This window comes from Hymenobacter sp., assembly GCF_031398885.1.
Taxonomy (GTDB): domain Bacteria; phylum Bacteroidota; class Bacteroidia; order Cytophagales; family Hymenobacteraceae; genus Hymenobacter.
The window spans coordinates 16,401-40,142 of the sequence record NZ_JANNOD010000028.1; the positions used below are offsets into that span (position 1 = coordinate 16,401).

Sequence of the window (23,742 nt, forward strand, 5' to 3'; positions counted from 1 at the left end):
GCGCTACATTCGCCAGCCCAATCTACTCACGCCTGTCATTATGCCGACCGCTACCCCCGCTACCCCTCTGCGCTGCTTGGTTGTCGACGACGACCCGCTCTCGGTCCAGGTCGTGCTCAACTGTATCACCAACTCGCCGTTTCTAACGGCAGTGGGCAGCTTCACCAATCCCGTGGAAGCGGCCGAAGCCCTGCGCACCCAATCCGTGGACTTGCTGTTTTTGGACGTGGAAATGCCGCTGCTCTCGGGCATCGACTTGCTGCGCACGTTGCAGCACCCGCCATTAGTTGTGCTCATTACCAGCAGCAAGGACTACGCCGTGCAGGCGTTTGAGCAGGCCGTGGTCGACTACCTCGTGAAGCCGGTTAGCTACCCCCGCTTCCTCCAGGCCGCCCAGAAGGCGCTGGATGCGGCCAAGCGCCAACCCCTGGCCGGTGCCAGTACCGATGCCATCGAAGCGCCCGCGCCCGACGCCGACTTCACTTTTGTCAAGGTTGACACCAAGCTGGTTCGCGTTGCCTTCGACGACGTGCGCTACGTGGAGGCCCTGGGCGACTACGTGCACATCGTCACGAACCAGAGCAAGCTCATCGTGTACAGCACCATGAAAGCCGTGGAGGAGAAATTTCCGGGCAACCGCTTCGTGCGCGTCCACCGTTCCTTCATTGTCAACATCAACCGCATTCAAGCCCTGGAAGACAACTCGGTAATTGTCGAGGGCAAGCACATCCCCGTCGGGCAGACCTATCTGCGCGACGTTTTGCAGCGCCTTAATAAGTTTTAACTCCGGCAACCGCTCCGGCGGTCGGGGCTGTTTTCACCGTTCTTAAAGGCTCGGCCTTTTGCTATGCGCGTTCAGCCAGTGACTTTTTGCCGCACCGGCCTGCCTTTGGCGGCGGTGTTCCTGCTGCTGGCGGGCTCGGCGGCCCGCGCCCAGCAAGCCGGCGACACCACCAGCGTGCGCTGCGGCCCGCCCCTGACGCCCATGCTGTGCGTTGACCTGGACGGGCGCGCCTCCATCGACCCCGCCGCCGGCCCCCTCACCTACCGCTGGCTGATGGGCGACGGCACCACCCTCACGGGCCCCGTGGTGAGCCATTGTTATAAGGAGCGCAAAAACTACGTGGTGCAGCTCGACGTGGTGGTCGACCAGACCGGCGAGGTGCGCACCGGCCAGAAATACATTCCCGTCAACCTCGTGCGGCAGGACATCGTGGATTTCACGGCCCAGCCCAGCCGGGTGCGCGTGGGCGAATCCGTGGCCTTTGCGGCCCCCGAGGCCCAACTTCCCAACTGCCAAAACGTGCGGCTAATCTGGGACTTTCGCGACGGCGTTGTGGCGCAGGGCCGCACGGCCCAGCACGCTTTTCGCCGGCCGGGCACGTATTCCGTGCGGTTCAGCATGCGGGGCTACGGCGCCGACGCCTGCACCGGCAGCCACTGCACAACCCGCGAAATCATAGTTGAGCCCTGAGCGACACCAGCCGGCTCGGCCGCGAGCGTATTTGCTCCGGCCAGCCGGTCGCTTGGGGCCGCCCCGCCATTTTCTGCTTGCTTAGGCCGGCTCGTTCGCCACCGGCGGCCCTTCGCGCAGCAAGCCTAGTACCAGGTCCCAGAGGTGCTCGTACGGGATGATTTCAACTTCGGCAAATGCTTCGCCGGGCGGCGGTGTTTCCCGCAGTTGCAGCAGCAGGGCCTTGCCCCGCTCCGCGGCCTGAGCGGCATCAAAGTTCTTCTCAACAATGAGCTGGAGCAGGCGCAGGAACAAGCGGCTGCGAACCGTGGTCGCCTCATATAGATGGCGCTGCTGGTACTTGCGCAGGCGTTCGAGGCGCAGCAGCACGTTTTCCAGGTTGTGCTCGCGCAGGAAATACAGCAGTTGCAGCACCAAAATGGCCACGTTGTGCCCCCGCTTGTCGCGGCTGTATTCGGGCAGCTGCAGCACCCACTGGGCCATGTGCCGCTGCCGGCTGGTCGTGACGCGCTGCGGCGGGAGCACAAAATCGAGGTAGGCCCTGTACAAATCCCAGCGCTGCAGCGCAGCTTCCCGCTGGATGATGTAGGCCGGGTTTTTGATTATCACCCCCAACAGCTGCTGCACTCGTTCGTACTGCTCGGCGTGCATGGCCAGCAACACGTGGTGCTCCTGAAAGTAAAACCAGTTATTGGAAGAGGGATGAAAATCGCGGCTATATTCCTCAGCCAGCCGCAGGCCCTGCACTGGCTGCCGGCTGCGCAGGTACGCGTAAATACTCATGAAATGATTGAAGCGAAGGTCAAACCGTCGCGCGTTGAGCTTGCCCTCGCGCAGGCGGCGGGAGGCGGCTCCGGTCACTCGAATAAGCTCTTGGTAATTGCCTTGCAATTCTTCGTAAGCTATCCGCACTCGGTACACCATGTTGTAGGTCGTGAAGCTGCGCGCCCGGCGGTGCAGCGCTTCCAGTTGCAGTATTCTATCGGGCAACAGGGCGAGCACGGCGCGGCGCGCGGCTACCGTGCTACTCAGCGCCAATTGCGTATCCCGGTACAGTTGCTCGGCCTCATCCTCCCATACCAACAGTTGCTGGGCGCGTTGCAGCATTTTGGCTACCTTTTTATACGGAATGGCTTGGCGCTGCTCGGCGTATAGATTGCGCAGCATTCGGGTACATTGCACCACGTATTGCGTAAACTCACCGGCCTCGGCCAGCCGCAGGCAGCGCTGAAGCAGCCGTTCCGACATCTTGTATTCCCGCTCAGCATACAGAATGCTCACTTTGTGAAGCAAGTCCAAGCAGTCCAATTCATGCCGCCGCGATATTAAATGGCGTGTGTCGGAATGGTCCAGAAAGTAGAGCTGATTGAGTAATTTGCTTCGTACCCGGGATTGCAACTTCTGTAAGGCCCGTACGTTGGCTGCCGTGGCTTTACCATAAAGCGCTTTCACCACCTGCAGGTGGGTGGCTTCGGGTGCCTTGGTCAATGCATCCACAAATTGATTTTCCTTGTTGGGTTGCCGGCTGCGCAGGTCCAATACAGGCAAGGAGGTCAATCCGCGCGATGTCACAATTCGCACCAAATTTGAAATTTCATTCACTATAAATCTGGCTTACGAGCCACTGGTGGGCATCTCCACAAAAATCGGATGGCAAAAAGCGACGTCACAAAATCAGGTGTTCTTTCCTTTTTCCGTTGCTAATATACCCGCAACCTTTGTAATCTGGAGTTTTCAAGCCTTTTGCGTAGGCTGCTGTCGCAAATTCGTCCTTTTTTTTTAATCGGCTAAATAATAAACTCCAGTAGCACGCGCTCAGAAGTATTTATCAAATTATTTCTGTTTATAATTATTTTATTTACAATTTAAACACAAGTCAGCTTTAGGTCAACATTGTCCTTTTGTACGGTAGGAAGAAGCGTCAACTTTGTGTCACTCAAATGTCTGACACACCTTTAAACTCTAAACCGCCGTGCTAAAGCTCCTTGTAGCCGCCCTGTTCCTATTCGCTAGCTACGCTGGCACCACTCAAGAAAACATAGCCTCGCAAGCTCCGCGTACTTCACCCCGCGCTGAGGCCGCCCTCGGCGGCAGCGGCGGCTGGGCCGGCGACATCGCCGCCTAAGCGTGCGACCGCAGCGGTGTTAATGCCTATATTGCTACCCCCTTCATTGTAGCGGTTTAGTATATAGGTGTCCTGTGTGAAGCGAAGCCTCTCGGTTGTAATTTTGCTCTGCACTGCTACGTTGGCACTGCTCACGGCCAGTTGCGGCCCACATCGCCGCGAATCTGAAGCCATTCGCATACGCTGGGCCCACGACCCCGAAACGCTGGACCCCTTGCAGCTACCCAACCAAATGGCTATTGAAGCAACGAACCTGCTTCACCTCAGCTTACTGCAGGTTGATATTACTCAGCAAAAATATACTGGTGCACTTGCGGTGGGCTTACCCACAACTCGCCTGGTTGGCGACTCGCTGACCCAACTTGATTACTGCCTGCGGCCAGCGGCGGCCTGGGACGATGGCCACCCCGTGCTGGCTAGCGACGTGGCTTTCTCTCTGAAGCTGATATTTTGTCCGGGCCTGCCCAATGAAGCCGCCCGCGCCCGGTTTGGTTTTATCGAAGCAGTAACCCCCGACCCCATCAACCCCCGGCAATTCACGCTGGTGTGCCGCGGCCAGTCGACGGAATACTTGCTGGCTTCCGGGGATTTTTTCATTCTGCCCGAGGCCACCCTGGACCCCCGCGGGCAGCTCCGCCACTTTTCGCTGGCCGAATTACAACAGCGGCCCGCGGCGGCGCCTGCCGACACGGTGCTGGAGGCGGTGGCGCAGCGCTACGCGACGGCCAGCAAGGGCCAACTGCCGGGCTGCGGGCCCTACCAACTGGTGAAATGGGAAAAGGACCGGCGCTTGAGCTTTCGCCGCAAGCCCATGTGGTGGGCCAGCCAAGGACGGCCCACGCCTTTTGTGCTTCAGGCCAAGCCCAAGCAGCTCGAATACGTTGTCATTCCTGATGCGGCGACGACGACCCTGGCACTGCGCCGGGGCGACCTGGATGTGTACCCGCAAATGCCCGCCCGCGAATTTGCTCGGCTGCGGGCCTCCTCCGCGGCCCGGGCCACGCTAAATTTTTACTCCACGTCCTCTTATGACGTCGTTTTGGCGGGGTTCAACACCCGCCGACCGGCTTTGGCTGATGCACTGACCCGTCAGGCCCTGAACCGGTGTTTTGACGCGGCCAGCTTACTGCAGGCCACCCAATTAGGCGGCGGGCAGCGCACGGTAGGAGTCATCAGCCCCGCCGACCGCACCAATTATAACGACAGCTTGCCGCTGGTTCCGTTCGACCCCGACGGCGCAACCCGGCTGCTGCGGCGGGCTGGCTGGCAGGGCGGGGCCGCGGCCGGGTGGTTTCGCGCGGGGCCGCTGGGCGTGCGCCAACAGCTGCGCCTTATGGTTCGCTACCGGGCCGATGAGACGATGTTTGCCACTATTGCCCTGCAGTTTCAGGCGGCAGCGGCCAGAGTTGGCATCCCGGCCACGCTCCGGCCGACCGAATCGGGGGCCTTCACGGCGGCGCTGCAAACCGGTGACTTTGATGTTTACGTGCGCATTTTGAAAGGCAACCCGTTCATGTTCAACTACATTCCCATTTTTCACTCGTTGGGCGTGGGCGCGGGCAATACCACCGGGTTCCACACGGCGGCCAGCGACCGACTCATCGAAGCCATCGCAGCCGCCAATGGCCAGACCCAACGAGGCCAGCTTTTGCGGCGTTTCCAAGCCCTCATGCAGCAGGAAGTGCCAGTAGCGCCCCTTTTTTTCGTATCCAACCGCATTGCCGCCGACCGTCGCCTGACCGGCTTGCACGTCAATAGCCTCAAACCAGGGTACTCGGCGGCGACCATTGAGCGGGCGCCCCAGCCCTCCCCAGTTCCGTAACGCATGGTCCGGCTGGTATTCTGGCGCTTGGCCCGAACGGTGCTGGCCGTGTGGGGGCTGGCTTCGGTGGTGTTTCTGGTAAGCCACCGCGAGGCGGAAACCGCAGCCCAACTGGCCCTACCCGAGGCAACGGACCTCAGCCCCGGCCGGGCCTCCACCCTGGCCGGGCAAGAAGCCGCCCGGCGGGCCGTGCTGCAACGCCTGGGACTCGACCTACCCGTTTTTTACGTGAGCCGTGGCGCTGGCCCCAGTGCGGAGCAATGGCGCTGGAATGGGCCGCGTAACCAGTACCACCAGTGGGCCGCGGGGCTGCTGCACGGTGATTTGGGCACCTCTTTCCGCACCGGCCAAGCCGTGACGACCCGTTTGGGCACGGCGTTGCGCTTCACCCTGCCGCTCACGGGCACTGCCGCCGTGCTGGCCGTGCTGACCGCCCTTGCGCTGGCTCAGCGGCTGGCCGCGGGCCCGTGGTGGCAGCGAGCGGTGCGGGCCGTACTGCTTTTCGTGCACGCGCTGCCGCTGTTTGTGGTGGCCTTGTTGCTGCTGCTGCTGCTGGCCAATCCCGAAGTAGTGGCCTTGTTTCCGGCGTACGGACTGGACGAGCCGACCGCCGAAGAATCGGGCTGGAGCGCGGCTGCTACCTATGTGTTGCACATGGCCCTGCCCGTGGCGGCCCTCACCCTCGCAGCAGTGCCGGAACTCACCCTGCAGCTCGAAGCGGCCCTGACCCAGGAATTGCGCACCGGTTACGCCGTCACGGCGCGGGCCAAAGGCCTTGCCACCGGTGCGGTTGTCCGCCACCACGCCCTGCGCAACGCCCTACTGCCCACGCTCACCCAAATAACCGAGCTGCTGCCGGCCCTGGTGGGCGGGGCCGTGGTGGTAGAGGTAGTGTTTGCCTTGCCCGGCATGGGGCGCCTACTGGCCGAAGCCGCCGCCGCCCGCGACTTTCCCGTGCTGGTCGGCGGGGTGCTTCTAACGGGAGCCGCCCGCTTGTTGGCCCTGCTCCTGGCCGACCTTCTCTACTTCTGGGCCGACCCCCGCATCCGTTGGCAGCCCTAGCCCCCGCCCCTACTTCCCGGTCCCGGAAGCTGGCCATTCTGTGGTTGAGCTTCGTGGTGGTGGCGGCGGCGCTGGCGACGGTGCTGCCGCTGCCCTATCTGCCCGGCACCCCCGACTTGGCCCACGTAGCCCAGCCACCATTTCGCTCTGCTCAGCACTGGCTTGGCACCGACCCGCAAGGGCGCGATGTGCTGAGCGTGCTCGTATTTGGCGCCCGCACCGCCGTGCTGCTCACGCTGCCGGCGGCGGTACTGGCAGCAGTGCTGGGGGCACTGGCAGGCGGCGCGGCGGGCTTTTGGGGCAACGGCCTGCGCGTGGCTCTTCCATACTGGTGGCTGGCGGCGGGCGGCGGGTGGTGGGCAATTGGGTTGCCCACCCCCGCGCTTGGCCTGGCCGCGGCCGTCTTGGGCGCGGGCACCACGCTCGTTTTGTGGCAACGCAAGCGCGTCTTGCCCACTTGGTCCGTGCCCCTCAACGCAGCAGTAATGGGTGCAGCTACTGCTCTTGACACCATTCCACGCCTGGTGCTGGTGGTTGCCCTGGCAGCCGGAGCGGGGGTTTCAACCCCGGGCCTGCTGGTCCTCCTTACGCTCACGGCATGGCCGCATCCGGCCCGGTTGGTGCGCGCGCAGATGTTACGGGTACGCGCCCTGCCGTTCGTGGAAGCAGCCCAGGCGGCCGGGGTTCCGGCTTGGCAAGTGTGGCTCAAGCACGCCATGCCCCACGCCGTGCAGCCGCTGCGCACGGCGCTGCCGCTCAGCGTAGCGGGCTTGCTGGGGCTGGAAAGCACCTTGTCATTCTTGGGCATTGGCCTGCCGCCGGACGTGGCGAGTTGGGGACGGCTTATGGCCACCATCCGCGAAGCGCCGGAAGCTTGGTGGGTCTTTATTTTTCCAAGCATATTGCTATTATCCACCACTTTAAGCCTGAATTCCTTGGGCCAAAAACCCAATACCGTAGCTTGAGTGCCTTGGTGATTGGGTCCCAGGAACTAAAAAACTCCGAACCTAGCACTTAAAAACTCATTTCATACGGATGTCGCAAATCGTGTTTTTTTTCGAGAAACAAAAACTCGCCAAGAACTCAGTCAAAATTGTATAATATACTGTTTTTCAGCATAATAAATTACTATAACGACAAAGCTCAAATATTGAAAAATGCTTTTTTTGGGTAATTTATTGTGCTTTTCTTTTAGAATAACTGAATTTTTGATGTCTGGATTTAAGCCATTCTGTCCTTTTTTTGGCTACGGTGAGGCTTTAATATTGTAGCCTCTTAGAGCCAATTCGGCTTCTCCTTTATCATTCCTTATTCTCCTTCTTACACCCATTAGATATGTATTTGCTCATTTATCCTTCGCTCAGCGCTGCTCGCCGGCCCAACACCCCAAACCGGATGGCTCGCCCGGCCACCACGGGCATCGACTTCGTGACGCCTGATGGCACCGTGGTGCCCCGTGCTTTGGGCGAAGCCGCTTTGCTGGGCCGCACCGCCGTGCTGGTAGGTGGCTTTTTGGTGGGCATGTGGTCCCAGGCCTAAACCCTTCTTTCTCCTTTTCGTGCTTGCCTACTCCAAGTTTTCAGTCTACCCTCAATGCCGCCTCATTTGATTTAGTATTCTGCCACTCTACTGCTTACACATTACCTATCTACTACTCACCGGCTACCCCTGCTGAGTCTTAACCCGCCGTCTACCCCGGCGGGTTTTTTTTGGCCGCTAGCGGGCGGGGTTTTCGCTTTGAGCGGCCACCAGGCCGATGCCTTCGCCGAAGGTGTGAGGGCAGTAGCCCAGCTCGCGCCGGGCCTTGCCGATGAGAAACCCGGTGCGGGCGGGCCGCCGGGCCGGCTGCGAAAACGTGCTGCCGTCGACCTTTTCAATCAGGCCTTTGTCGAGGCCGAAGTAATCGGCCACGCGCAGGGCCATGGCATAAGGGGTGAGCAATTCGTCGCTGCTGATGTGGTAGATGCCCCGCGCCTCGTGCCGGGCCAGCAGCCAGCAGCCCTGGGCGAGGTCTTCGGCCAGGGTGGGCGTGCGCCACTGGTCGTCCACCACTTTGATGGGCGTGCCGGCACGCAGGGAGTCGCGCACCCAGAGCACGAGGTTGGTGCGGCCGTAGTCGCGGGCCACGCCGTACACCAGCACCGTGCGGGCAATGGCCCACGGGCTGGGGCTGGCCTGCACTGCCCGCTCGGCGGCCAGCTTGCTTTCGCCGTAGAAATTGACGGGACCGGGCTCGGCTTCTTCCGAGAGCGGACCGGCTTCGCCGCTAAAAATAAAATCGGTGCTCAGGTGCGTGAGGTGAATGCGGTGGGTAGCGCAGGCGTCGACCAGGTTTTCCACGGCCGTCACGTTCTGTAGCCAGCAGGCTTCCCGGTTCAGCTCGCATTCGTCCACGTTGGTCATGGCGGCGGTGTGCATGAGGTGGGTGGGCCGCTGCCGGGCCAGCACCTGCCGCACCTGCGCGGCATCGGTCACGTCGAGGTTGACGAAAGTCAGGTCAGGGTACGGGCCGGCCAGCTTATTGCGGCCGCGCGAAGTGGCCACCACTTCCACGGCGGCCTGCTGGCGGAGCAGGGCCACGAGCTTCTGGCCCAGCAGGCCATTGGAACCGGTGAGGAGGACTTTCATTCTTTGCAATGAAGAGTGAGGAATGAGAAATTAGAAGGCGTCAAAAAAGCAATTCCTCATTCCTCATTCTTCATTTGTAAGAGTAGCCGTAGAGCTTGGTGATTTTCTTGCGCTTGAGTTTTTCGACCTTCAGGGTCATTTTGAGGTCGGCGGTGGGCCGGTCGCGGCCGTCGCGGGGCAGCCTGGCAATCTTGTCGATGACGTCAAGGCCCTGGATGACCTGGCCGAAAACGGTGTACTGGCCGTCGAGGAAGTGCGTGCCGTCGTGGTTTTCGACCAGGTAAAACTGCGTGATGCTGCTGGCCCGCTGCGGGTTGGCGAAATCGCCCTGGCGGGCGGCGGCCAGGGCGCCGTAGTTGTGCGGGTGGCCGGCGGCCAGCTCGGCCGGCACGGTGCCTTCGCCGGGCTGGCCCAGGCCGTCGTTGCCGGGGTCGGCGTCCTTGGAGTTGGCATCGCCGCCCTGCACCATGAAGCCGGGGATGACGCGGTGAAACGTGGTGCCGTCGTAGAAGCCGCTCTTGGCTTTTTGCAGAAAGTTGGCCTTGTGCAGCGGCGTATCGTCGAATAGAATCAGGCGGATGACGCCCTGCGCCGTGGTCAGGGTCACGACTTCGTCCTTGCTGGGTTGTTTGGCGGGCTTGGCGGGTTGGCCGGCGGCAAAAGCAGGGCCGGCCAGCCACAATAGGGCCAACAGCGCCCGCCCGAGACGATAAATGCTACGCTTCATTCGAAAAAAGGAAAGGGTGATAGAATTGCGCCGTAAAACTACACGCCTGCGATTACCGGTTCGGCGGCCCGCTCGCCAGGCCACCACCACTAGCCCCGGTGCTCGCGGATGCTGGCCAGGATTTCGCGGCCGCCGCGGCCCAGCACCGAATCGGCCACGGACACGCCCAGCGCGTGGGCATCGGCGGCTGTCTCGGTTTGCTGAATGTCTTCCACGTATTCCTCGCCGCTCAGGCTGATGAGGCCGCCGTGCAGGCACAAGGTGCCTTTCTCGTTCAGCGTGGCCAGCGCGAAGGACGGAATGCTGCACCCGCCTTCCATGGTGTGCAGAAAGGCGCGCTCGGCCACCAGGCAGGTGTGGGTGGCGGGATGGTCGAGGGCCGCTTTGAGCTGAGCTTTGAGGGTTTCGTCCAGGGATTCCGCGCATTCGATGGCAATGCTGCCCTGGCCGGTGGCAGGCACGAACTGGTCGGCGGGCAGCACGTGGCGCACGAGGTGGTCGTAGCCCATGCGGTGCACGCCGGCGTAGGCCAGCACCAGCGCGTCAAACTGCCCTTCCTCCAGCTTGCGGAGGCGGGTTTGGAGGTTGCCGCGGGCTTCGGCGGTGCTGGCCTGCGGGTAGAAGCGGCGCAGCTGGGCCTTGCGGCGGGTGCTGCTGGTGCCGAGCACGACGCCGGGCTTGTCGAGCGAGAACTGCTCGTTGAAGCTCAGCACCACGTCGTTCACCCGCTCGCGCTCCAGGAAAGCCAGCAGCTCCAAATCGCGCGGAATGCTGCTTTGCACGTCCTTGGCCGAGTGCACGGCCAGGTGGGTTTCGCCGCGGCGCAGGCTCACTTCCAGCTCTTCGGTGAACACGCCCTTGGCGCCAATTTTGGCCAGCGAGCGGTCCTGCACGGCATCACCGGTGGTTTGCATCGGCACAATTTCGGTGACAAATCCCGCGGCGTGCAGCAAGCTGGCCACGTGCTCGGTTTGCCAGAGGGCGAGGCGGCTGGCGCGCGTGGCGAGGCGAATGGTCATGGAAACGTTGAGTGTTAAGGTTTGCGGTTTGAGTGTTGCATGCCGAATGCTGGGCTGCTGACCATTGGATAATGGCCAACTCCGCATTCAACACGCAACACTCAAACCTTCAAAAAGCTGCCCAGCCGCAGGGAACTGTCAACAAACACCATCTTGGCGTTGGCGTTGCGCTCGATGTGGTAGTGTGCATCGGTGAGCTCCTTGGTCAACAGCTCGGCGTTGCGGGGGGTAACCAGCTTGGAAAATTTGTTGACAAAGTCCTGCTCGGCCGCCGGCAGATGGGGCACAAACCGCGGGTCGACGCCGAAGAGCAGCACCTTGCGCAACAGCCCGAGCGAGTAGCTCAGCAGCTCCTTTTGGTTCTCGCGGCCCAGCTTCTGAAAATCTTCGCTCTGCTTGAGAATCTCGGCGGCTTTCTGGCTGTAGGACTGCCGCATCCACTTCACAAAAAATTCGAAGTAGTCGTGGTCGGCGTTGGCGTCGCGGCTGGCCAGGGCGGCGCCCAGGCTGCCGTCGGCCAGTTGGGCCACCTGGCGGGCTTTGGCCTCGGGCACGTGGTAGCGGGCGTGCAGGTAGTCGGTGAGGTCGTCCTCCGAAAACGGGCGCACCACCACCGGCTGCACCCGGCTGATGATGGTGGGCAGCAGCTGCTCGGGCGCGTGGGCCACCAGCAGGAAAACGGTGGCGGGCGGCGGCTCCTCCAGCAGCTTGAGCACGGCGTTGGCGGCGGCGGGGTGCATGAGCTCGGGCAGCCAGAGAATGACAACCTTAAACCGCGCCTCGAACGCCTTCAGGCTCACCAGCTTCAGGATTTGTACGGCCTCGTCCTTGGAGATGCTGCCCTGCTTGTTCTCGGCCCCGATGTGCTGCATCCAGTCGTTGAGGCCCTGGTAGGGGTTATCCAGCACGAAAGCGCGCCACTCGGCCATGAACTTGCTGCTCACCGCGTCCTTGCTCACCGTTTTGGTGGTGGTCACGGGCACGATGAAGTTCAGGTCGGGGTGGGCCAGCTTCGCGGTTTTGGTGCAGGCCGGGCAGTGGCCGCAGCTGTCCTCGGCGCCGGGCGCCCGCGCCTCGCAGTTCAGGTATTGGGCGTAGGCCAGGGCCAGGGCCAGCGCCGCGCCGCCCTCGCGGCCCCGAAACAACTGCGCGTGCGCCACGTGCTGCCGCTGCACCGACTGGCGCAGCAGCTGCTTCACGGCGGCCTGGTTGGGAATTTCGGCGAAGGTCATCTGAACCGCGGATTTATCGGATTGGTCGGGTTACTCGGATTTTGGGGACGATTAATCCGCGGTTCAGGCAATTCGGTCGTCTTTTGTCGCCGCAAACACCTCGGCCATAATCGCCTGCTCCACCGCGTCGTAGGGCAAATTGCGCCGGGCCATCACTCGCTCGGTCACTTCGTTCATTTTTGGCAGCTTAAACGTTTCGAAGCCCGCCGCGCCGCCCCAACTGAAGCTCGGGATGAACTGCCGCGGAAAACCCGCGCCGAAAACATTGGCCCCCACACCCACCACTGTGCCGGTGTTGAACATGGTGTTGATGCCGCACTTGCTGTGGTCGCCCATCATCAGCCCGCAAAAAGTCTGGCCGGTGTCGACGAAGCGGTGGGCGGCGTGGCTCCAGACTTTGACGGGCGCGTAGTTGTTCTTGAGGTTGCTCGTGTTGGTGTCGGCCCCCAGGTTGCACCACTCGCCGATGACGGAGTTGCCCAGGTAGCCGTCGTGGCCCTTGTTGGCGTAGCCCAGCAGGACGCTGTTGGCCACCTCGCCGCCCACTTTGGAGTACGGGCCCACCGTGTTGTCACCGCGCATTTTGGCGCCTACGTTGATGTGGGCGCCTTCGCACAAGGCCAGCGGGCCCCTGATAATGGCGCCCTCGTGCACCTGCGCGTTCTTACCCAGGTAAATGGGGCCGTCCTCGGCGTTGAGAATGGCGGCGCGAATTTTCACGCCCTCTTCGATAAAGATGTTTTCGGCCCCGTACACGATGGTGGGCGCGTCGTTCACCGGCTGCGAAGTGCGGCCCGCGGTAAGCAACGCAAAGTCGCGCCGGATTTCCACACCATTGCGCAAAAACAACTGCCACGGCCGGTCAATGACCGTGACGGGCTCGGCCACTTGCCGGGTTTCGGGCAGCCCGTCCTGAATGAGCTCCGCCACCTGGGTGGCGTCGGCCACGTGGGCCGCCACCAGCAGCTCGTCGCAATACAGGGCCTGGCCGGGCCGCAGGGCCAGCACCTGGCGGGCGAGCAGGCCGTCGGGGCACACGGCGCCGTTGACGAGAAGGGCCGGGCCGCGCACGTCGCCGGCCGGAAACTTGGCCTGCAAGTAAGGCTGGGTGAGGTAGCCCACGACCGCCGCGGCCAGCCGGTGCTGCCATTTCTCGGCGATGGTCAGGATGCCGCAGCGCAGCGCCGCCACCGGCCGCGTGAACGTGAAAGGCAGCAGGTGCGGCCGGATGGCCGGGTCGTCGAAAAGCAGAACGCGCATTTACGCTTTGGTTGTCAGTTGTTCGTTGTCAGTTGTCAGGGCGAGGAAAGAGCGGAGTGGGCGCGCCACCGGCCACAAAGCTCGGACATTGCCAAAAGAAAAGCTCCCGGCAGCTGGGCCACCGGGAGCTGGGGGCTGCTCCGGCGTCAGCCTAACAACTGACAACGAGCAACTGACAACTAAGAAGCTATTCTTTGTTGGCGCTGGCCTGCTCCTTCTTGGCGTAACGGCTGCGGAATTTCTCCACCCGGCCGGCGGTGTCGATGAACATATTCTTGCCGGTGTAGAAGGGGTGCGAGGCGCTGCTCACTTCAATTTTCACCAGCGGGTACGTCTTGCCGTCTTCCATCGTAATGGTGTCGGTCGGCTTCATCGTGGAGCGGGTGATGAACTTGAAATCCGAGGAGGTGTCCTGAAACACGACTTCCTGATACTCGGGGTGGGTCTCTTTTTTCATATCGGGGCCAGTTTTACCAGTTGAACCCTGCCGATTTTGCGGAAGGGACTGCAAAAGTACGGATTAGCTCGGAAATACCCAACTCCAGGCCCAACATTTTCGGCTCACAACGGCCCGCTGGCGGGCGCGACCGGGCTTGTTGGCTTTCTCAAAACGTCGTACATTTGAATCCGACCCTCACTCGGGGTCGGTTCGTCGCGCGTGCTGAACTTTGTACTCGTCCGCCGTCTGTTTCGCCGCTCCGGTCCTGCCGCGCTGGTGCTGGTGCTGTGGAGCGCCGCGGTGGCCGTGGCCGCGTCCCTCACGCTCTTCACCGCGGCCTACGACGGCGCCAACGTGCGGGTGGAGTGGGAAGTGAACACCGAAACCGACGTCACCGGCTTCGAGCTCTCCCGCAAAGCGGCCACCGAAACCAGCTACACTGCGGTGAGCACCGTGGTGCCCACGGGCCAGCGCCGCTACCAGCACCTCGACACCAACGTGTACCGGGCCAGCGGCGCGGGCACGGCCGGCGCGGCGGCCGGCGGCGGGCCCTACACCTACCGCCTCACGGTGCGCAGCCCCGGCGGTGACCAGAGCTACCTCACCGTCATGGCCGGCACGCCCAGCGCCGTGCAGCGCTCCTGGGGCACCATCAAGTCAATGTTTCGGTGAGTGGTGATGAAGTAATAGAAGTGATGAGGTGATGAAGTTGTAGGGCGGCTTTGCTTTAACCGACTGGGGTCGGTTTTTTTGTGTTCCGCCCAATGCCTCAGGGCTCGCATGCCTCATCCCTTCACTGCCCCATCACCTCATCACCTACTCAATGCGCCTCTGCTTCGCCTCCAATAATATCCACAAGCTCAACGAGATTCGCCCGCTGCTGCCCCCGGGCCTCCAGTTGCTGAGCCTGTCCGACATCGGCTGCCACGAAGAACTGCCCGAAACGCAGGACACCCTGGCCGGTAACGCCCGCCAAAAAGCCGAATACGTGCGCCAGCACTACGGCGTGGCCTGCTTTGCCGACGACACGGGCCTGGAAGTGACGGCCCTCAACGGCGAGCCGGGCGTGTACTCGGCGCGCTACGCCGGCCCCCAGCGGCGGGCGGAAGACAACGTTGCCAAGCTGCTCCGGGAGCTGGCCGGCGCGGCCGACCGCACGGCGCGGTTCCGCACGGTGGTGGCCCTGGCCAGCGCGGACGGCAGCATGCGCGAGTTTGCGGGCGAAGTGGTCGGGCACATTGCCGCCACCGCGCGGGGCACCGGCGGCTTCGGGTACGACCCCGTATTTGTACCCACTGAGGGCGACGGCCGCACCTTCGCCGAAATGAGCAGCGCTGAGAAGAATAACATCAGCCACCGGGCCCGGGCCGTGGCCGGACTTACGTTTCACTTAATGAGGAATGAGGAATGAGAAATTAGCCGGTGGGTTCGAAATTCCTCATTCTTCATTCTTCATTCCTCATTAAGCGCAGCGTTACCTTTGCCAGCTATGCACACCCCGTACTTAATTGGCATTACTGGCGGCAGCGCCTCGGGCAAAACCACGTTTCTGCGCCGGCTCCTGGCGGCTTTTCCCGAGGAGCAGATTTGCCTCATCTCGCAGGACAACTACTACCACCCGCTAGAAAAGCAGCTGCGCGACGACCAGGGCGTGGAAAACTTTGACCTGCCCGCCAGCATCGACGCCGCGGCCTACGCCCACGACGTGCTGCGCATCAGCCAGGGCCACGAGGTGCGCCGCAAAGAATACACTTTTAATAATGCGGCCGCCACCCCCAAGGAGCTGGTGTTCCGACCGGCGCCCATCGTGGTGGTGGAGGGGATTTTCGTGTTCCATTTCGAGGAAATTGCCCGGCTGCTGGACCTGAAGGTCTACATCGACGCCCAGGAACACGTGAAGCTGCACCGCCGCATCATCCGTGACCGCGACGAGCGGGGCTATGACTTGGCCGACGTGCTCTACCGCTACACCCACCACGTGGCCCCCACCTACGAGCAGTTCATCGCCCCCTACAAGCACTACGCCGACATCGTGATTCCCAACAACCGCCACTTCGACAAGGGCTTGGAGGTGCTGGTGGGCTTCCTGCAAACCAAGGTGCCAACGAGCCAGTAGTACGGCCCGCGCAGCGCCACGGGCCGGCGCGGGACCAATGGCCGGGGTCGGCCGCGTATCTTCGGTTCATCTCACCCTGCTTGCGCTACTGCCATGACCACTGCCTATCAGTTTGACGAATTGCCCGTGCTGCACGGGTTGTCGGAGCCGGAGTTTTTTCGACTCTGTCAGGACAATCCCCAGCTGCGCCTGGAGCGGGCTGCCAACCAAGACATCATCATTATGCCCCCCGCCCACCCCGATGCCAGCGAAGACGGTTTGGAAGTAGCTTACCAGCTCAAGCATTGGGTCCGCACAACCGACGCTCCGCCGGGCCATGCCTACGAGTCATCGGCCGGGTTTCGGCTGCCCGACGGGTCGGTGCGCGCGCCCGACGTGGCGTGGTTGAGCAACGCCCGCCGCGCCGGGGCTGAGCAGGCCGCCGGCTTCTTAGCCGCTTGCCCGGAGTTTGTGGTGGAGGTGCTTTCGCCTTCCGACCGCTTGGCGACCACGCAAGTGAAGATGGCAGAATACCTGGCCAACGGCGTGCAGCTGGGCTTTCTGCTGGACGTAGCTGCCGAAACGGCCTACGTGTACCGCCCCGGCCTGGTCCCCGAAACCGTGCGCGGCTTCGACCAAACGCTGAGTGGCGAGCCGGTGCTGCCGGGCTTCGCCCTCGACCTGCGGCCCCTGCGCCGCGCCCGCTAGCCCACGCCTGCCTTGTACAGCAAAGCCGAAACCACCCAGCTCCGCCAGGCGTTCTGGACGGCCTTCGGGCAGTACATGGCCCCGGTGCCTTCGGCCGAAGGCGAAACAACCAGCTGGATAAACTACAAAACCGGCCTCAAGCACGTATCCTTCCGGCTGCGGGCCGACCACCGCCACGCCACCATTGCCATCGAGCTGACCCACCCGGACGCCGGCATCCGGGAGCTGTTTTTCGAGCAGTTCGGCGAGGTGCGCAATCTGCTGCACGAGGCGCTGGGCGAAGAATGGACCTGGGAAGCCCACGCCACCGACGCCCACGGCGGCCAGCCCTGCAGCCGCATCTACCAGGAGCTGCGCCCGGCCAACCTGTTTGACCGCAACGACTGGCCGGCGCTCATCTCGTTCTTCAAGCCCCGCCTCATTGCCCTCGATGCGTTCTGGACCGACGCGCAGTGGAGCTTCGAGGCGCTGAAATGACGGGGGGTAGCGGGGGACCCGCCAGCAACAAAAGAACGTCATACCTCGGCTGCGCTCGGCATGACGTTTTGCTATCTCAACCTTAATTAACCCGCCTACGCCCCAGCCCCCCCGGCCACCGGCGCGGCGCTCCGGCTGCCGGTGCTGCCCACGCGGCGGGCGCGCTTGTAGCCGTCGTAGAGGGGCCGGTTCAGAAACCGGAACGCGTCCATCGGCTTGTCGAGCTCATACACTTGCTGCATCAGCGCGCGTAGCAGGTCCGAAGCGGACTGGTTGCCCTGACCACGCTGGTCAATGAGGGAGCTGGTGCTGCGCACGGTGGCGGCAAAGGCCGTTTGAGCAGCGCGCATTTGGGCCATTACGGGACCCGTGAGGGCGTAGCCTGCGAGGGCCTCCGCGCGGCCGTCGGCGTCGTCGAACAGACCCTTAGCCACGTCGCGCAGCTCCTCGGGCTTCATCCGTTGCAGTTGCGTGGCGCTGAGGGTGGCGCGGGCCAGCAGAGCGGTGTCGTTGGTTTTGGTGGCAATGGAGCGCAGAGGGCCCAGCACGGCGGGCAGGGCGGCCAGCAGGGCGGTGCGGGCGTCGGTGGCGCCCCGCGTCACGGGCTGGGTGTTGAGCGGGGCGGCGCCCACGGCGGCCGTCAGCAGCTGGTAGGCCGGGGCGATGTCGGCCGCCTCAGCGGCGGCCACGGCGCTGGCCCCGATGGCGGCCGTGTTGTCGGCCAGGAATTTGACCAGCACGGTGGTCATGGCGTATTGCTTGTCTTCGCGGGCATCCATAAAAATGAAGGGGTAGAAAAGTGGCACCGGTCGAATACCAGCCGGGCCTCCAAGGTTACTGCCTTTTTTCGGGTTTGGCACCGGACCAACTATGAAATCGGGTATATACCGTTAAATAAAGGGAAACTACCGCGGTGGCTGACGCGCTTTGCGGCCTTACCCGCGTAGCTTTAGGGCTCCTTTTCCCTTCTACCCGATTAAGCTCATGGCGTCTTTCTCCGCTGAATTGCGCGTGGCTGGCCACGTTTTCCCCGTATTGCACTGCTCCTTTGGGGTGCACCAAGCCACCCAGGAGCGCGGCCGGGTGAGCAGCAAAGTGCGCCACGAGCCAGTGCACCTCACCCTGGCCGTGCCCGACGGGAACGCCCTGCTGGCCTGGGCCGCCGACCCGCACAAGCGCCAAGCCGCCTCCTTAGTGTTCAAAAATGCGGCCGGGGGCGCGGCGCTGGAGACGCTGGTGCTGAAGGCGGCGTACTGCATCGATTATCGGGAAGAGTTCGTGGCCGGCAGCGCGCGGGACGGGGCCTATTTACTGCACCTGACCCTCTCCGACCCCAACGGCTGGATCATTCAGGCCGGCGGGCTGGGGGCAGCCTTTGTGGCCCCGGCGGCGCGGGAGCACGGGGTGCCAATGGTGGCCGCCGCACCCTTAGTCGCCCCTCCCACCGGCGGCATCGTATCGGACTGCACGGAATCCATAAGACAAAACCTGCAGAACCAAGTCAAGCAAAACTGCAAGAATGGCAAACAAAGCTGTCTAATAACGGATAATTGCCCCGTCTTGGAGGAAACAATGGAGACGCTGAATGCCTGCATCGCGGCCCGCACCAAAATAAATATGAAGTGCTTCAAAGGCGGCGACGACGGGCACAAAGAACAAATTGAGAACAAAATTAAAAGTCTTGTAAGATGTCAAGGGTATTATTTCGGCAAGTGCGCCAAAACTCCTCAACCTGTTCCTTCTCTGCGCAGGGTGCCTAGCACCAAGCCCGTTACGCTGCCATCTGTCCCCAAAGAAGTCCCTCTTACAATAGCTGGCGCGGGCCTGTTTATTCTTTACCTCCTTTCTGGTGCATTAAGGCCGGGCCCAATCTAACAAGGCCATTTGCTTGCTGCCTCTATCGCCACTCTTTTTTCATTCGCTGCCAGTTAAACTAACCACGTCATGAACCACCCTGAGCTTGTAGCAGAAATTACTGCTGCTTTCCAAGATGAGCCGTACCCCGGCGACTTAAACATTGTGTACGATAACTCCGGCTTTCACTTGGAATGCATCGAAATCCGGGAGGCGTTTAAAGGTCACCTTTGGCAAGAGGTGCCGGACGACGTGTTATCGGCGGAGCGCACCGGCCTCTCGTTTATGAGCAAAGAGGGCTTTAAGTATTATTTGCCGGCTTTCATGTGCTCTCTGCTACGGGACAGCAGCGTCGTCGAGGAGGGCATCAGCATGGTTGTCCAATTGCTAACCCTGCCGACTGAAATTGACATCGCCGTAATGGCTGAGAAAATTCAACGCTACGAGGTGGCCAGCAAATTACCCGACGTTGATTTGAACGAAGTATTACAGAACCAACTCAATTACACAAATAAGAGCATCAATACTTTTATCGCCCGCGCCATTCAGTTTACCCCCGCACAAGGGCGGGCCATCTACCATTTCCTGGTTTACGCCCGGGACGAAGCCGGTGATGAGTTTTTGAGCACGGAGGCCGACTTGGCCATTCAGCGCTACTGGTTTCAATTCGAGTAGAGCCGGGTTTTCGGCAAAAACGCGCCGTAGAGGACGGGCGCAAGCTACGGCGTGGGGGGCGTCCCGGGCGGCACTCATACCCAGCTCCCGAAACTACCGCGGGGCGGCGACCTCGCTTTGTAGGCCTGCAAGTTGAGTTTGTAGGCTTGCGACCTCGATTTGTAGGTGTGCAAGTCGGGTTTGTAGAGATGCAACTTCGCTTTATAGGGCTGCGACTCCGGTTTATAGGCCTGCGACCTCAATTCACAGAGCTGCGACTTCGATTTTTAGGTCTGCAACTTTAGTTTACAGGCCTGCGACTACGGTTTATAGGCTTGCGACTTCGATTTATAGGCCTGCGATTACGGTTTATAGGGCTGCGAGTAGGCCTGCTTTGCCACGGGCGCACGTTTGGCGGTCCGGGCGCCCATCTCCGCTGAATTGGTATCTTTGCAGTCCCCGTTTGCACCCATGCCCACTTTGCTCTCCCGTCTCTGGTTCTCGCTGCGCTTTGCCCTGCTCGCCGCTTCGGTGCTGCTGGTGCTGGGCCTGAACCAGCGCGCCGTGAGCGTGCTGCGCCTGCCCGCGGGCCAGGGCGAGGCCCGCTTCACGACATGGTCGAAGGCGACGGTGGTGAAGCAGAAGGTGCTGTTGGAAGCCACCGCGGCGCCGGACCACTTCGTGGCCCCGCTGGCCGTGGCCTGGCTGCCGGCCGCCGTGCCGGGGCTCTGGCTACCGGCCCTGCGCCGGGCGCTGGCCGTGCCGCGCCTGCGGGCGGGTGTGCGGGCCGGCGAAGTGTTCCGGGCCCGGCTGCTGGCCGTGGCGCTCTCGCCGCAAGCCCCTTAGTTTTTGAATTAGGAATTAAGAATTAGGAATTAAGAATTGGTTTCGACTGATTCTTAATTCCTAATTCTTCGTTCCCCTTGGCCCTTACTGGCCCAATTCTTAATTTTTAATTCCTAATTCTTAATTCAATCCATGCGTAACAAAGGATTAATCATCGCCCTCACCGTCATCGTGACGGCGCTGTGCGCGTACTTTCTGTTCTTCACCTACGTCTCGCGCGGGGTGCAGGGCAAGGCCGTGGCCTACGCCACGCGCAACGGCAAGCTCAACGAAACCGCCCGCCAGCACTATCTCGACTCGGTGTGGCGCGCGCCGGTGTTCGGCCCCTTCACCTACCGCGAGGTGCGTCAGAGCGAGCTCGGCCTCGGCCTCGACCTGAAAGGCGGCATGCACGTCACGCTCGAAGTCTCGCCGGTGGAAATCGTGCGGGCCATGAGCGGCAACAGCAAGGACGCGGCCTTCAACAAGTCGCTGGAGCAGGCCCAGGAAACCCAGAAAACCAACTCGGGCACGTCCTTCACGGCGCTGTTTGCGCAGGCCTACCAGCAGAACGCGGCCGGCAAGCCCCTGGCCACCATCTTCGCCAACACCACCAACAAGAGCCGCAACATCGACATCAACTCCTCGAACGAGAAGGTGATTGGCGCCATCGACAAGGAAGTGGAGGAAGCCATCGACCGCTCGTTCAACATCCTGCGCACCCGGGTGGATAAGTTCGGCGTGAACCAGCCCACCATCCAGCGCGTGAAGGGCACCGGCCGCCTCCAGATTGAGCTGCCCGGCGTCGACAACCCCGACCGCGTGCGCAAGCTGCTGCAGGGCCAGGCCAAGCTGGAGTTCTGGGAAGTGTGGAACCAGAACGAAGTGGGCCCCTACCTGGTGCAGCTCGACACCCAGCTGAGCGCCAAGCAAGCCGCCAAAGCCGGCCCCGCGGCCGCGGCTTCCGACACGGTGGCCGTGAACCTGGCCGCCGCCGGCGATTCGACCTCGCTGGCCGCCCAGCTCGCCAAGAAAACCAAGGGCGGCAAAACCGCCGCCGACTCGGCCGCCACTTCCGCCAAGGGCGGCGTGCTGGCCAAGCTCTTCACCATGCCCGGCCGCCTGGGCGTGAACCTGCGCGACACCTCGGCCATGAACACCATCCTGCGCTCGCCGGAGGCCAAAGCCACCTTGCCCCCCACCCTGGCCCTGCTCTGGAACCTGAAGCCGACCACCATCGACAAGCAGGAGTACCTGGAGCTGATTCCGGTGCGCAAAACCCGCGACGGCGTGCCCCCGCTGGGCGGCGAAGTGGTGAGCGACGCCCGCTCCGACATCGGCCAGAACGGCCAGCCCGAAGTGCTGATGAGCATGACCCCGGCCGGCGCCCGCAAGTGGCAGAAAATGACCGCCGCCAACATCGGCAAGCAGGTGGCCATGGTGCTCGACGACTACGTGTGCTCGGCCCCGGTGGTGCAGAGCGAGATTTCGGGCGGCGGCACCAGCATCACGGGCAGCTTTGCCCTGGAAGACACCCAGGACCTGGCCAACCAGCTGAAAGCCGGCAAGCTGCCCGCCCCCACGCGCATCGTGGAAGAAGCCGTGGTGGGCCCCTCGCTCGGCAAGGAAGCCATCAGCCAGGGCCTGTACTCGTCGCTGGCCGGCCTCGTGATTATCATGATTTTCATGGCCCTGTACTACGGCCGGGCCGGCTTGGTGGCCGACGTGGCCCTGCTCTTCAACATGTTCCTGATTCTGGGCGTGCTGGCGCAGTTCGGCACGGCGCTCACGCTGCCCGGCATCGCGGGCCTGATTCTGGTTATCGGCATGTCGGTCGATGCCAACGTGCTGATATTTGAGCGCGTGCGCGAAGAGCTTAGCCACGGCATGAGCCTGCCTGACGCCATCAACAAAGGCTACTCGCGCGCCTTCTCGGCCATCTTCGACTCCAACGTGACCACCATGCTCATTGCCGTCATCCTCGGCTTCTTCGGCACCGGCCCGGTACAGAGCTTCGCCGTGACCTTGGGCATTGGAGTGCTGACCTCCTTCCTGGCGGCCGTATTCGTGTCGCGCATTATCATCGAATGGCTGATTAAGGGCAACGACAACCACCCGATGACCTTCAGCACGTCGGTTTCGCGCAACCTGTTCAAGAACCTGAACTTCGACATCGTGGGAATGCGCAAGAAGGCCTACGCTTTCTCGGCTTTCTTCATCATCTTCGGCTTCGGCCTGATGGCCTACCAAGGCGGCCCCAACCTGGGCGTCGACTTCAAGGGCGGCCGGGCCTACGTGGTCGATTTCAACAAGACCATGGTCGCCTCCAGCGTGGCCGACCGGCTCCGTCCGGTGTTCCAGGGCGCGGGCCTCGAAGTGAAGCAGTACGGCGCCCCCGACCGCCTGCGCATCACCACCGGCTACCTGGCCGAGGACGAGAGCAGCGCCGCCGACGAAAAAGTAGCTGCGGCCCTCAACCAGGGCCTGCAACAGTACAGCGCCGACGCCCCCGACATCAAGTCGACCTCGAAAGTGGGCGCCACCATCGCCGACGACATCAAGCGCACCTCGGTGCTGAGCCTGGGCCTGACTCTGCTGGGCATCTTCGTCTACGTATTGTTCCGCTTCGAGAAGTGGCAGTATTCGATGGCGGCGGTGGTGGCCCTGTTCCACGATGCGCTGCTTGTGATTGCGGCCTTCCCCATTGCCCGCCTCTTCGGCCTGAACTACGAGATGGACCAGATTTTCGTGGCCGCCGTGCTCACCGTGATTGGCTTCTCGATGAACGACACGGTGGTTATCTACGACCGTATCCGCGAGTACCTGCGCGAAAACCCCAAGCTGACCTTCGCCCAGGTGGTGAACCCGGCCCTGAACTCGACCTTCTCGCGGACGATGATTACGTTCACGACGGTGTTCCTGGTGGTACTGGTGCTCTACATCTTCGGCGGCGAAACCCTGCGCTCGTTCTCCTTCGCTATGATTATCGGCGTGATTTTCGGCACCTACTCCTCGCTGTTCATCGCCACCCCAATCATTCTCGACACCTACGGCAAGAAAGAGGAGCGCGAGCGCCTCGCCGCCGGCGAGGACGTGACCGGCCTGCCCGGCGACGCGCCCAAGCTGAGCACGGCCAACGTCTAAATCACGGATTTATCGGATTTCGCACGGATTGGTCGGATTTTGTAGTCGGTTGATTAATCAAAAAAGGCTTGCCACTTGGCAAGCCTTTTTTGATGTCCGCAATTACTGGAGTTGCTTCAGCCGTCACAAAATAATCGACTACAAAATCCGACCAATCCGTGCGAAATCCGATAAATCCGTGATTAGGCAACCGTTGC

General features: G+C 62.1%; 24 protein-coding genes. 16 read left to right on the plus strand and 8 right to left on the minus strand.

Annotated elements, in window-relative coordinates; all coding sequences use genetic code 11:
- Positions 1-40 precede the first annotated feature (40 nt).
- Together RMO51_RS04330 and RMO51_RS04335 are read left to right on the plus strand one after the other, a co-directional pair.
- Positions 41-784, plus strand: coding sequence for a LytTR family DNA-binding domain-containing protein (locus RMO51_RS04330; protein WP_310392344.1), 744 nt, complete (start codon positions 41-43; stop codon positions 782-784).
- Between the two features lie 63 nt (positions 785-847).
- Positions 848-1,474 (plus strand): PKD domain-containing protein, encoded by a 627-nt coding sequence (locus RMO51_RS04335; RefSeq protein WP_310392345.1) that lies wholly within the window; start codon positions 848-850, stop codon positions 1,472-1,474.
- A gap of 81 nt (positions 1,475-1,555) precedes the next feature.
- Here RMO51_RS04335 and RMO51_RS04340 read toward each other — a convergent pair whose 3' ends face one another.
- Positions 1,556-2,755 (minus strand): hypothetical protein, encoded by a 1,200-nt coding sequence (locus RMO51_RS04340; protein WP_310392348.1) that lies wholly within the window; start codon positions 2,753-2,755, stop codon positions 1,556-1,558.
- A gap of 691 nt (positions 2,756-3,446) precedes the next feature.
- Here RMO51_RS04340 and RMO51_RS04345 point away from each other — a divergent pair.
- From RMO51_RS04345 to RMO51_RS04365, 5 genes are all read left to right on the plus strand, one after another.
- Positions 3,447-3,599, plus strand: coding sequence for a hypothetical protein (locus tag RMO51_RS04345; RefSeq protein ID WP_310392350.1), 153 nt, complete (start codon positions 3,447-3,449; stop codon positions 3,597-3,599).
- A 232-nt stretch (positions 3,600-3,831) separates the two neighbouring features.
- Positions 3,832-5,421, plus strand: coding sequence for an ABC transporter substrate-binding protein (locus RMO51_RS04350; RefSeq protein WP_310392352.1), 1,590 nt, complete (start codon positions 3,832-3,834; stop codon positions 5,419-5,421).
- A 3-nt stretch (positions 5,422-5,424) separates the two neighbouring features.
- Positions 5,425-6,483, plus strand: coding sequence for an ABC transporter permease (locus RMO51_RS04355; RefSeq protein ID WP_310392354.1), 1,059 nt, complete (start codon positions 5,425-5,427; stop codon positions 6,481-6,483).
- Positions 6,471-7,448, plus strand: a complete 978-nt coding sequence (locus tag RMO51_RS04360; RefSeq protein ID WP_310392356.1) for an ABC transporter permease — start codon at positions 6,471-6,473, stop codon at positions 7,446-7,448. Before RMO51_RS04355 ends, RMO51_RS04360 begins: the two co-directional genes overlap by 13 nt.
- Before the next feature lie 370 nt (positions 7,449-7,818).
- Positions 7,819-8,022 carry a hypothetical protein gene (locus RMO51_RS04365; protein ID WP_310392358.1) on the plus strand — a complete coding sequence of 68 codons (204 nt, stop codon included), beginning with the start codon at positions 7,819-7,821 and terminating at the stop codon, positions 8,020-8,022.
- 177 nt (positions 8,023-8,199) lie between these two features.
- Here the strand turns inward: RMO51_RS04365 and RMO51_RS04370 are convergent, their stop codons facing one another.
- The 6 genes from RMO51_RS04370 to RMO51_RS04395 form a co-directional block, all read right to left on the minus strand.
- Positions 8,200-9,111: an SDR family oxidoreductase gene (locus tag RMO51_RS04370; RefSeq protein ID WP_310392360.1), complete on the minus strand. Its 912-nt coding sequence runs from the start codon at positions 9,109-9,111 to the stop codon at positions 8,200-8,202.
- Positions 9,112-9,181: 70 nt separating this feature from the next.
- Positions 9,182-9,838: a peptidylprolyl isomerase gene (locus tag RMO51_RS04375; RefSeq protein ID WP_310392362.1), complete on the minus strand. Its 657-nt coding sequence runs from the start codon at positions 9,836-9,838 to the stop codon at positions 9,182-9,184.
- A gap of 89 nt (positions 9,839-9,927) precedes the next feature.
- Positions 9,928-10,857, minus strand: coding sequence for a hydroxymethylbilane synthase (gene hemC / locus RMO51_RS04380; protein WP_310392363.1), 930 nt, complete (start codon positions 10,855-10,857; stop codon positions 9,928-9,930).
- Positions 10,858-10,958: 101 nt separating this feature from the next.
- Positions 10,959-12,089 (minus strand): DNA polymerase III subunit delta, encoded by a 1,131-nt coding sequence (locus RMO51_RS04385; RefSeq protein WP_310392365.1) that lies wholly within the window; start codon positions 12,087-12,089, stop codon positions 10,959-10,961.
- 63 nt (positions 12,090-12,152) lie between these two features.
- Entirely contained in the window at positions 12,153-13,349 is a 1,197-nt protein-coding gene (locus tag RMO51_RS04390; RefSeq protein ID WP_310392366.1) for a GlmU family protein, read from the minus strand.
- A gap of 187 nt (positions 13,350-13,536) precedes the next feature.
- Positions 13,537-13,806: a type B 50S ribosomal protein L31 gene (locus RMO51_RS04395; RefSeq protein ID WP_046247153.1), complete on the minus strand. Its 270-nt coding sequence runs from the start codon at positions 13,804-13,806 to the stop codon at positions 13,537-13,539.
- 201 nt (positions 13,807-14,007) lie between these two features.
- On the opposite strand from RMO51_RS04395, the gene RMO51_RS04400 reads away from it, so the two are divergent.
- The 5 genes from RMO51_RS04400 to RMO51_RS04420 all read left to right on the plus strand — a co-directional run bounded on the left by RMO51_RS04400 (position 14,008) and on the right by RMO51_RS04420 (position 17,068).
- Positions 14,008-14,460: a hypothetical protein gene (locus tag RMO51_RS04400; protein ID WP_310392369.1), complete on the plus strand. Its 453-nt coding sequence runs from the start codon at positions 14,008-14,010 to the stop codon at positions 14,458-14,460.
- A 151-nt stretch (positions 14,461-14,611) separates the two neighbouring features.
- A complete protein-coding gene (rdgB, locus tag RMO51_RS04405) occupies positions 14,612-15,199 on the plus strand; it encodes an RdgB/HAM1 family non-canonical purine NTP pyrophosphatase (RefSeq protein ID WP_310392370.1) in 588 nt (195 codons plus the stop codon).
- Between the two features lie 78 nt (positions 15,200-15,277).
- Positions 15,278-15,904 carry a uridine kinase gene (locus RMO51_RS04410; protein ID WP_310392372.1) on the plus strand — a complete coding sequence of 209 codons (627 nt, stop codon included), beginning with the start codon at positions 15,278-15,280 and terminating at the stop codon, positions 15,902-15,904.
- 93 nt (positions 15,905-15,997) lie between these two features.
- Entirely contained in the window at positions 15,998-16,591 is a 594-nt protein-coding gene (locus tag RMO51_RS04415; protein ID WP_310392375.1) for a Uma2 family endonuclease, read from the plus strand.
- 12 nt (positions 16,592-16,603) lie between these two features.
- Positions 16,604-17,068 (plus strand): DUF4268 domain-containing protein, encoded by a 465-nt coding sequence (locus RMO51_RS04420; RefSeq protein WP_310392377.1) that lies wholly within the window; start codon positions 16,604-16,606, stop codon positions 17,066-17,068.
- Between the two features lie 95 nt (positions 17,069-17,163).
- Here RMO51_RS04420 and RMO51_RS04425 read toward each other — a convergent pair whose 3' ends face one another.
- Positions 17,164-17,847: a hypothetical protein gene (locus tag RMO51_RS04425; protein ID WP_310392378.1), complete on the minus strand. Its 684-nt coding sequence runs from the start codon at positions 17,845-17,847 to the stop codon at positions 17,164-17,166.
- 205 nt (positions 17,848-18,052) lie between these two features.
- On the opposite strand from RMO51_RS04425, the gene tssD reads away from it, so the two are divergent.
- From tssD to secDF, 4 genes are all read left to right on the plus strand, one after another.
- On the plus strand, positions 18,053-18,943 hold the full coding sequence (gene tssD / locus RMO51_RS04430; protein ID WP_310392380.1) for a type VI secretion system tube protein TssD: 891 nt from the start codon (positions 18,053-18,055) through the stop codon (positions 18,941-18,943).
- A gap of 69 nt (positions 18,944-19,012) precedes the next feature.
- On the plus strand, positions 19,013-19,597 hold the full coding sequence (locus RMO51_RS04435) for a DUF6714 family protein (RefSeq protein ID WP_310392381.1): 585 nt from the start codon (positions 19,013-19,015) through the stop codon (positions 19,595-19,597).
- A 450-nt stretch (positions 19,598-20,047) separates the two neighbouring features.
- Positions 20,048-20,422: a hypothetical protein gene (locus RMO51_RS04440; protein ID WP_310392382.1), complete on the plus strand. Its 375-nt coding sequence runs from the start codon at positions 20,048-20,050 to the stop codon at positions 20,420-20,422.
- A 132-nt stretch (positions 20,423-20,554) separates the two neighbouring features.
- A complete protein-coding gene (secDF, locus tag RMO51_RS04445) occupies positions 20,555-23,545 on the plus strand; it encodes a protein translocase subunit SecDF (protein ID WP_310392384.1) in 2,991 nt (996 codons plus the stop codon).
- The last annotated feature ends 197 nt before the right edge of the window (positions 23,546-23,742 follow it).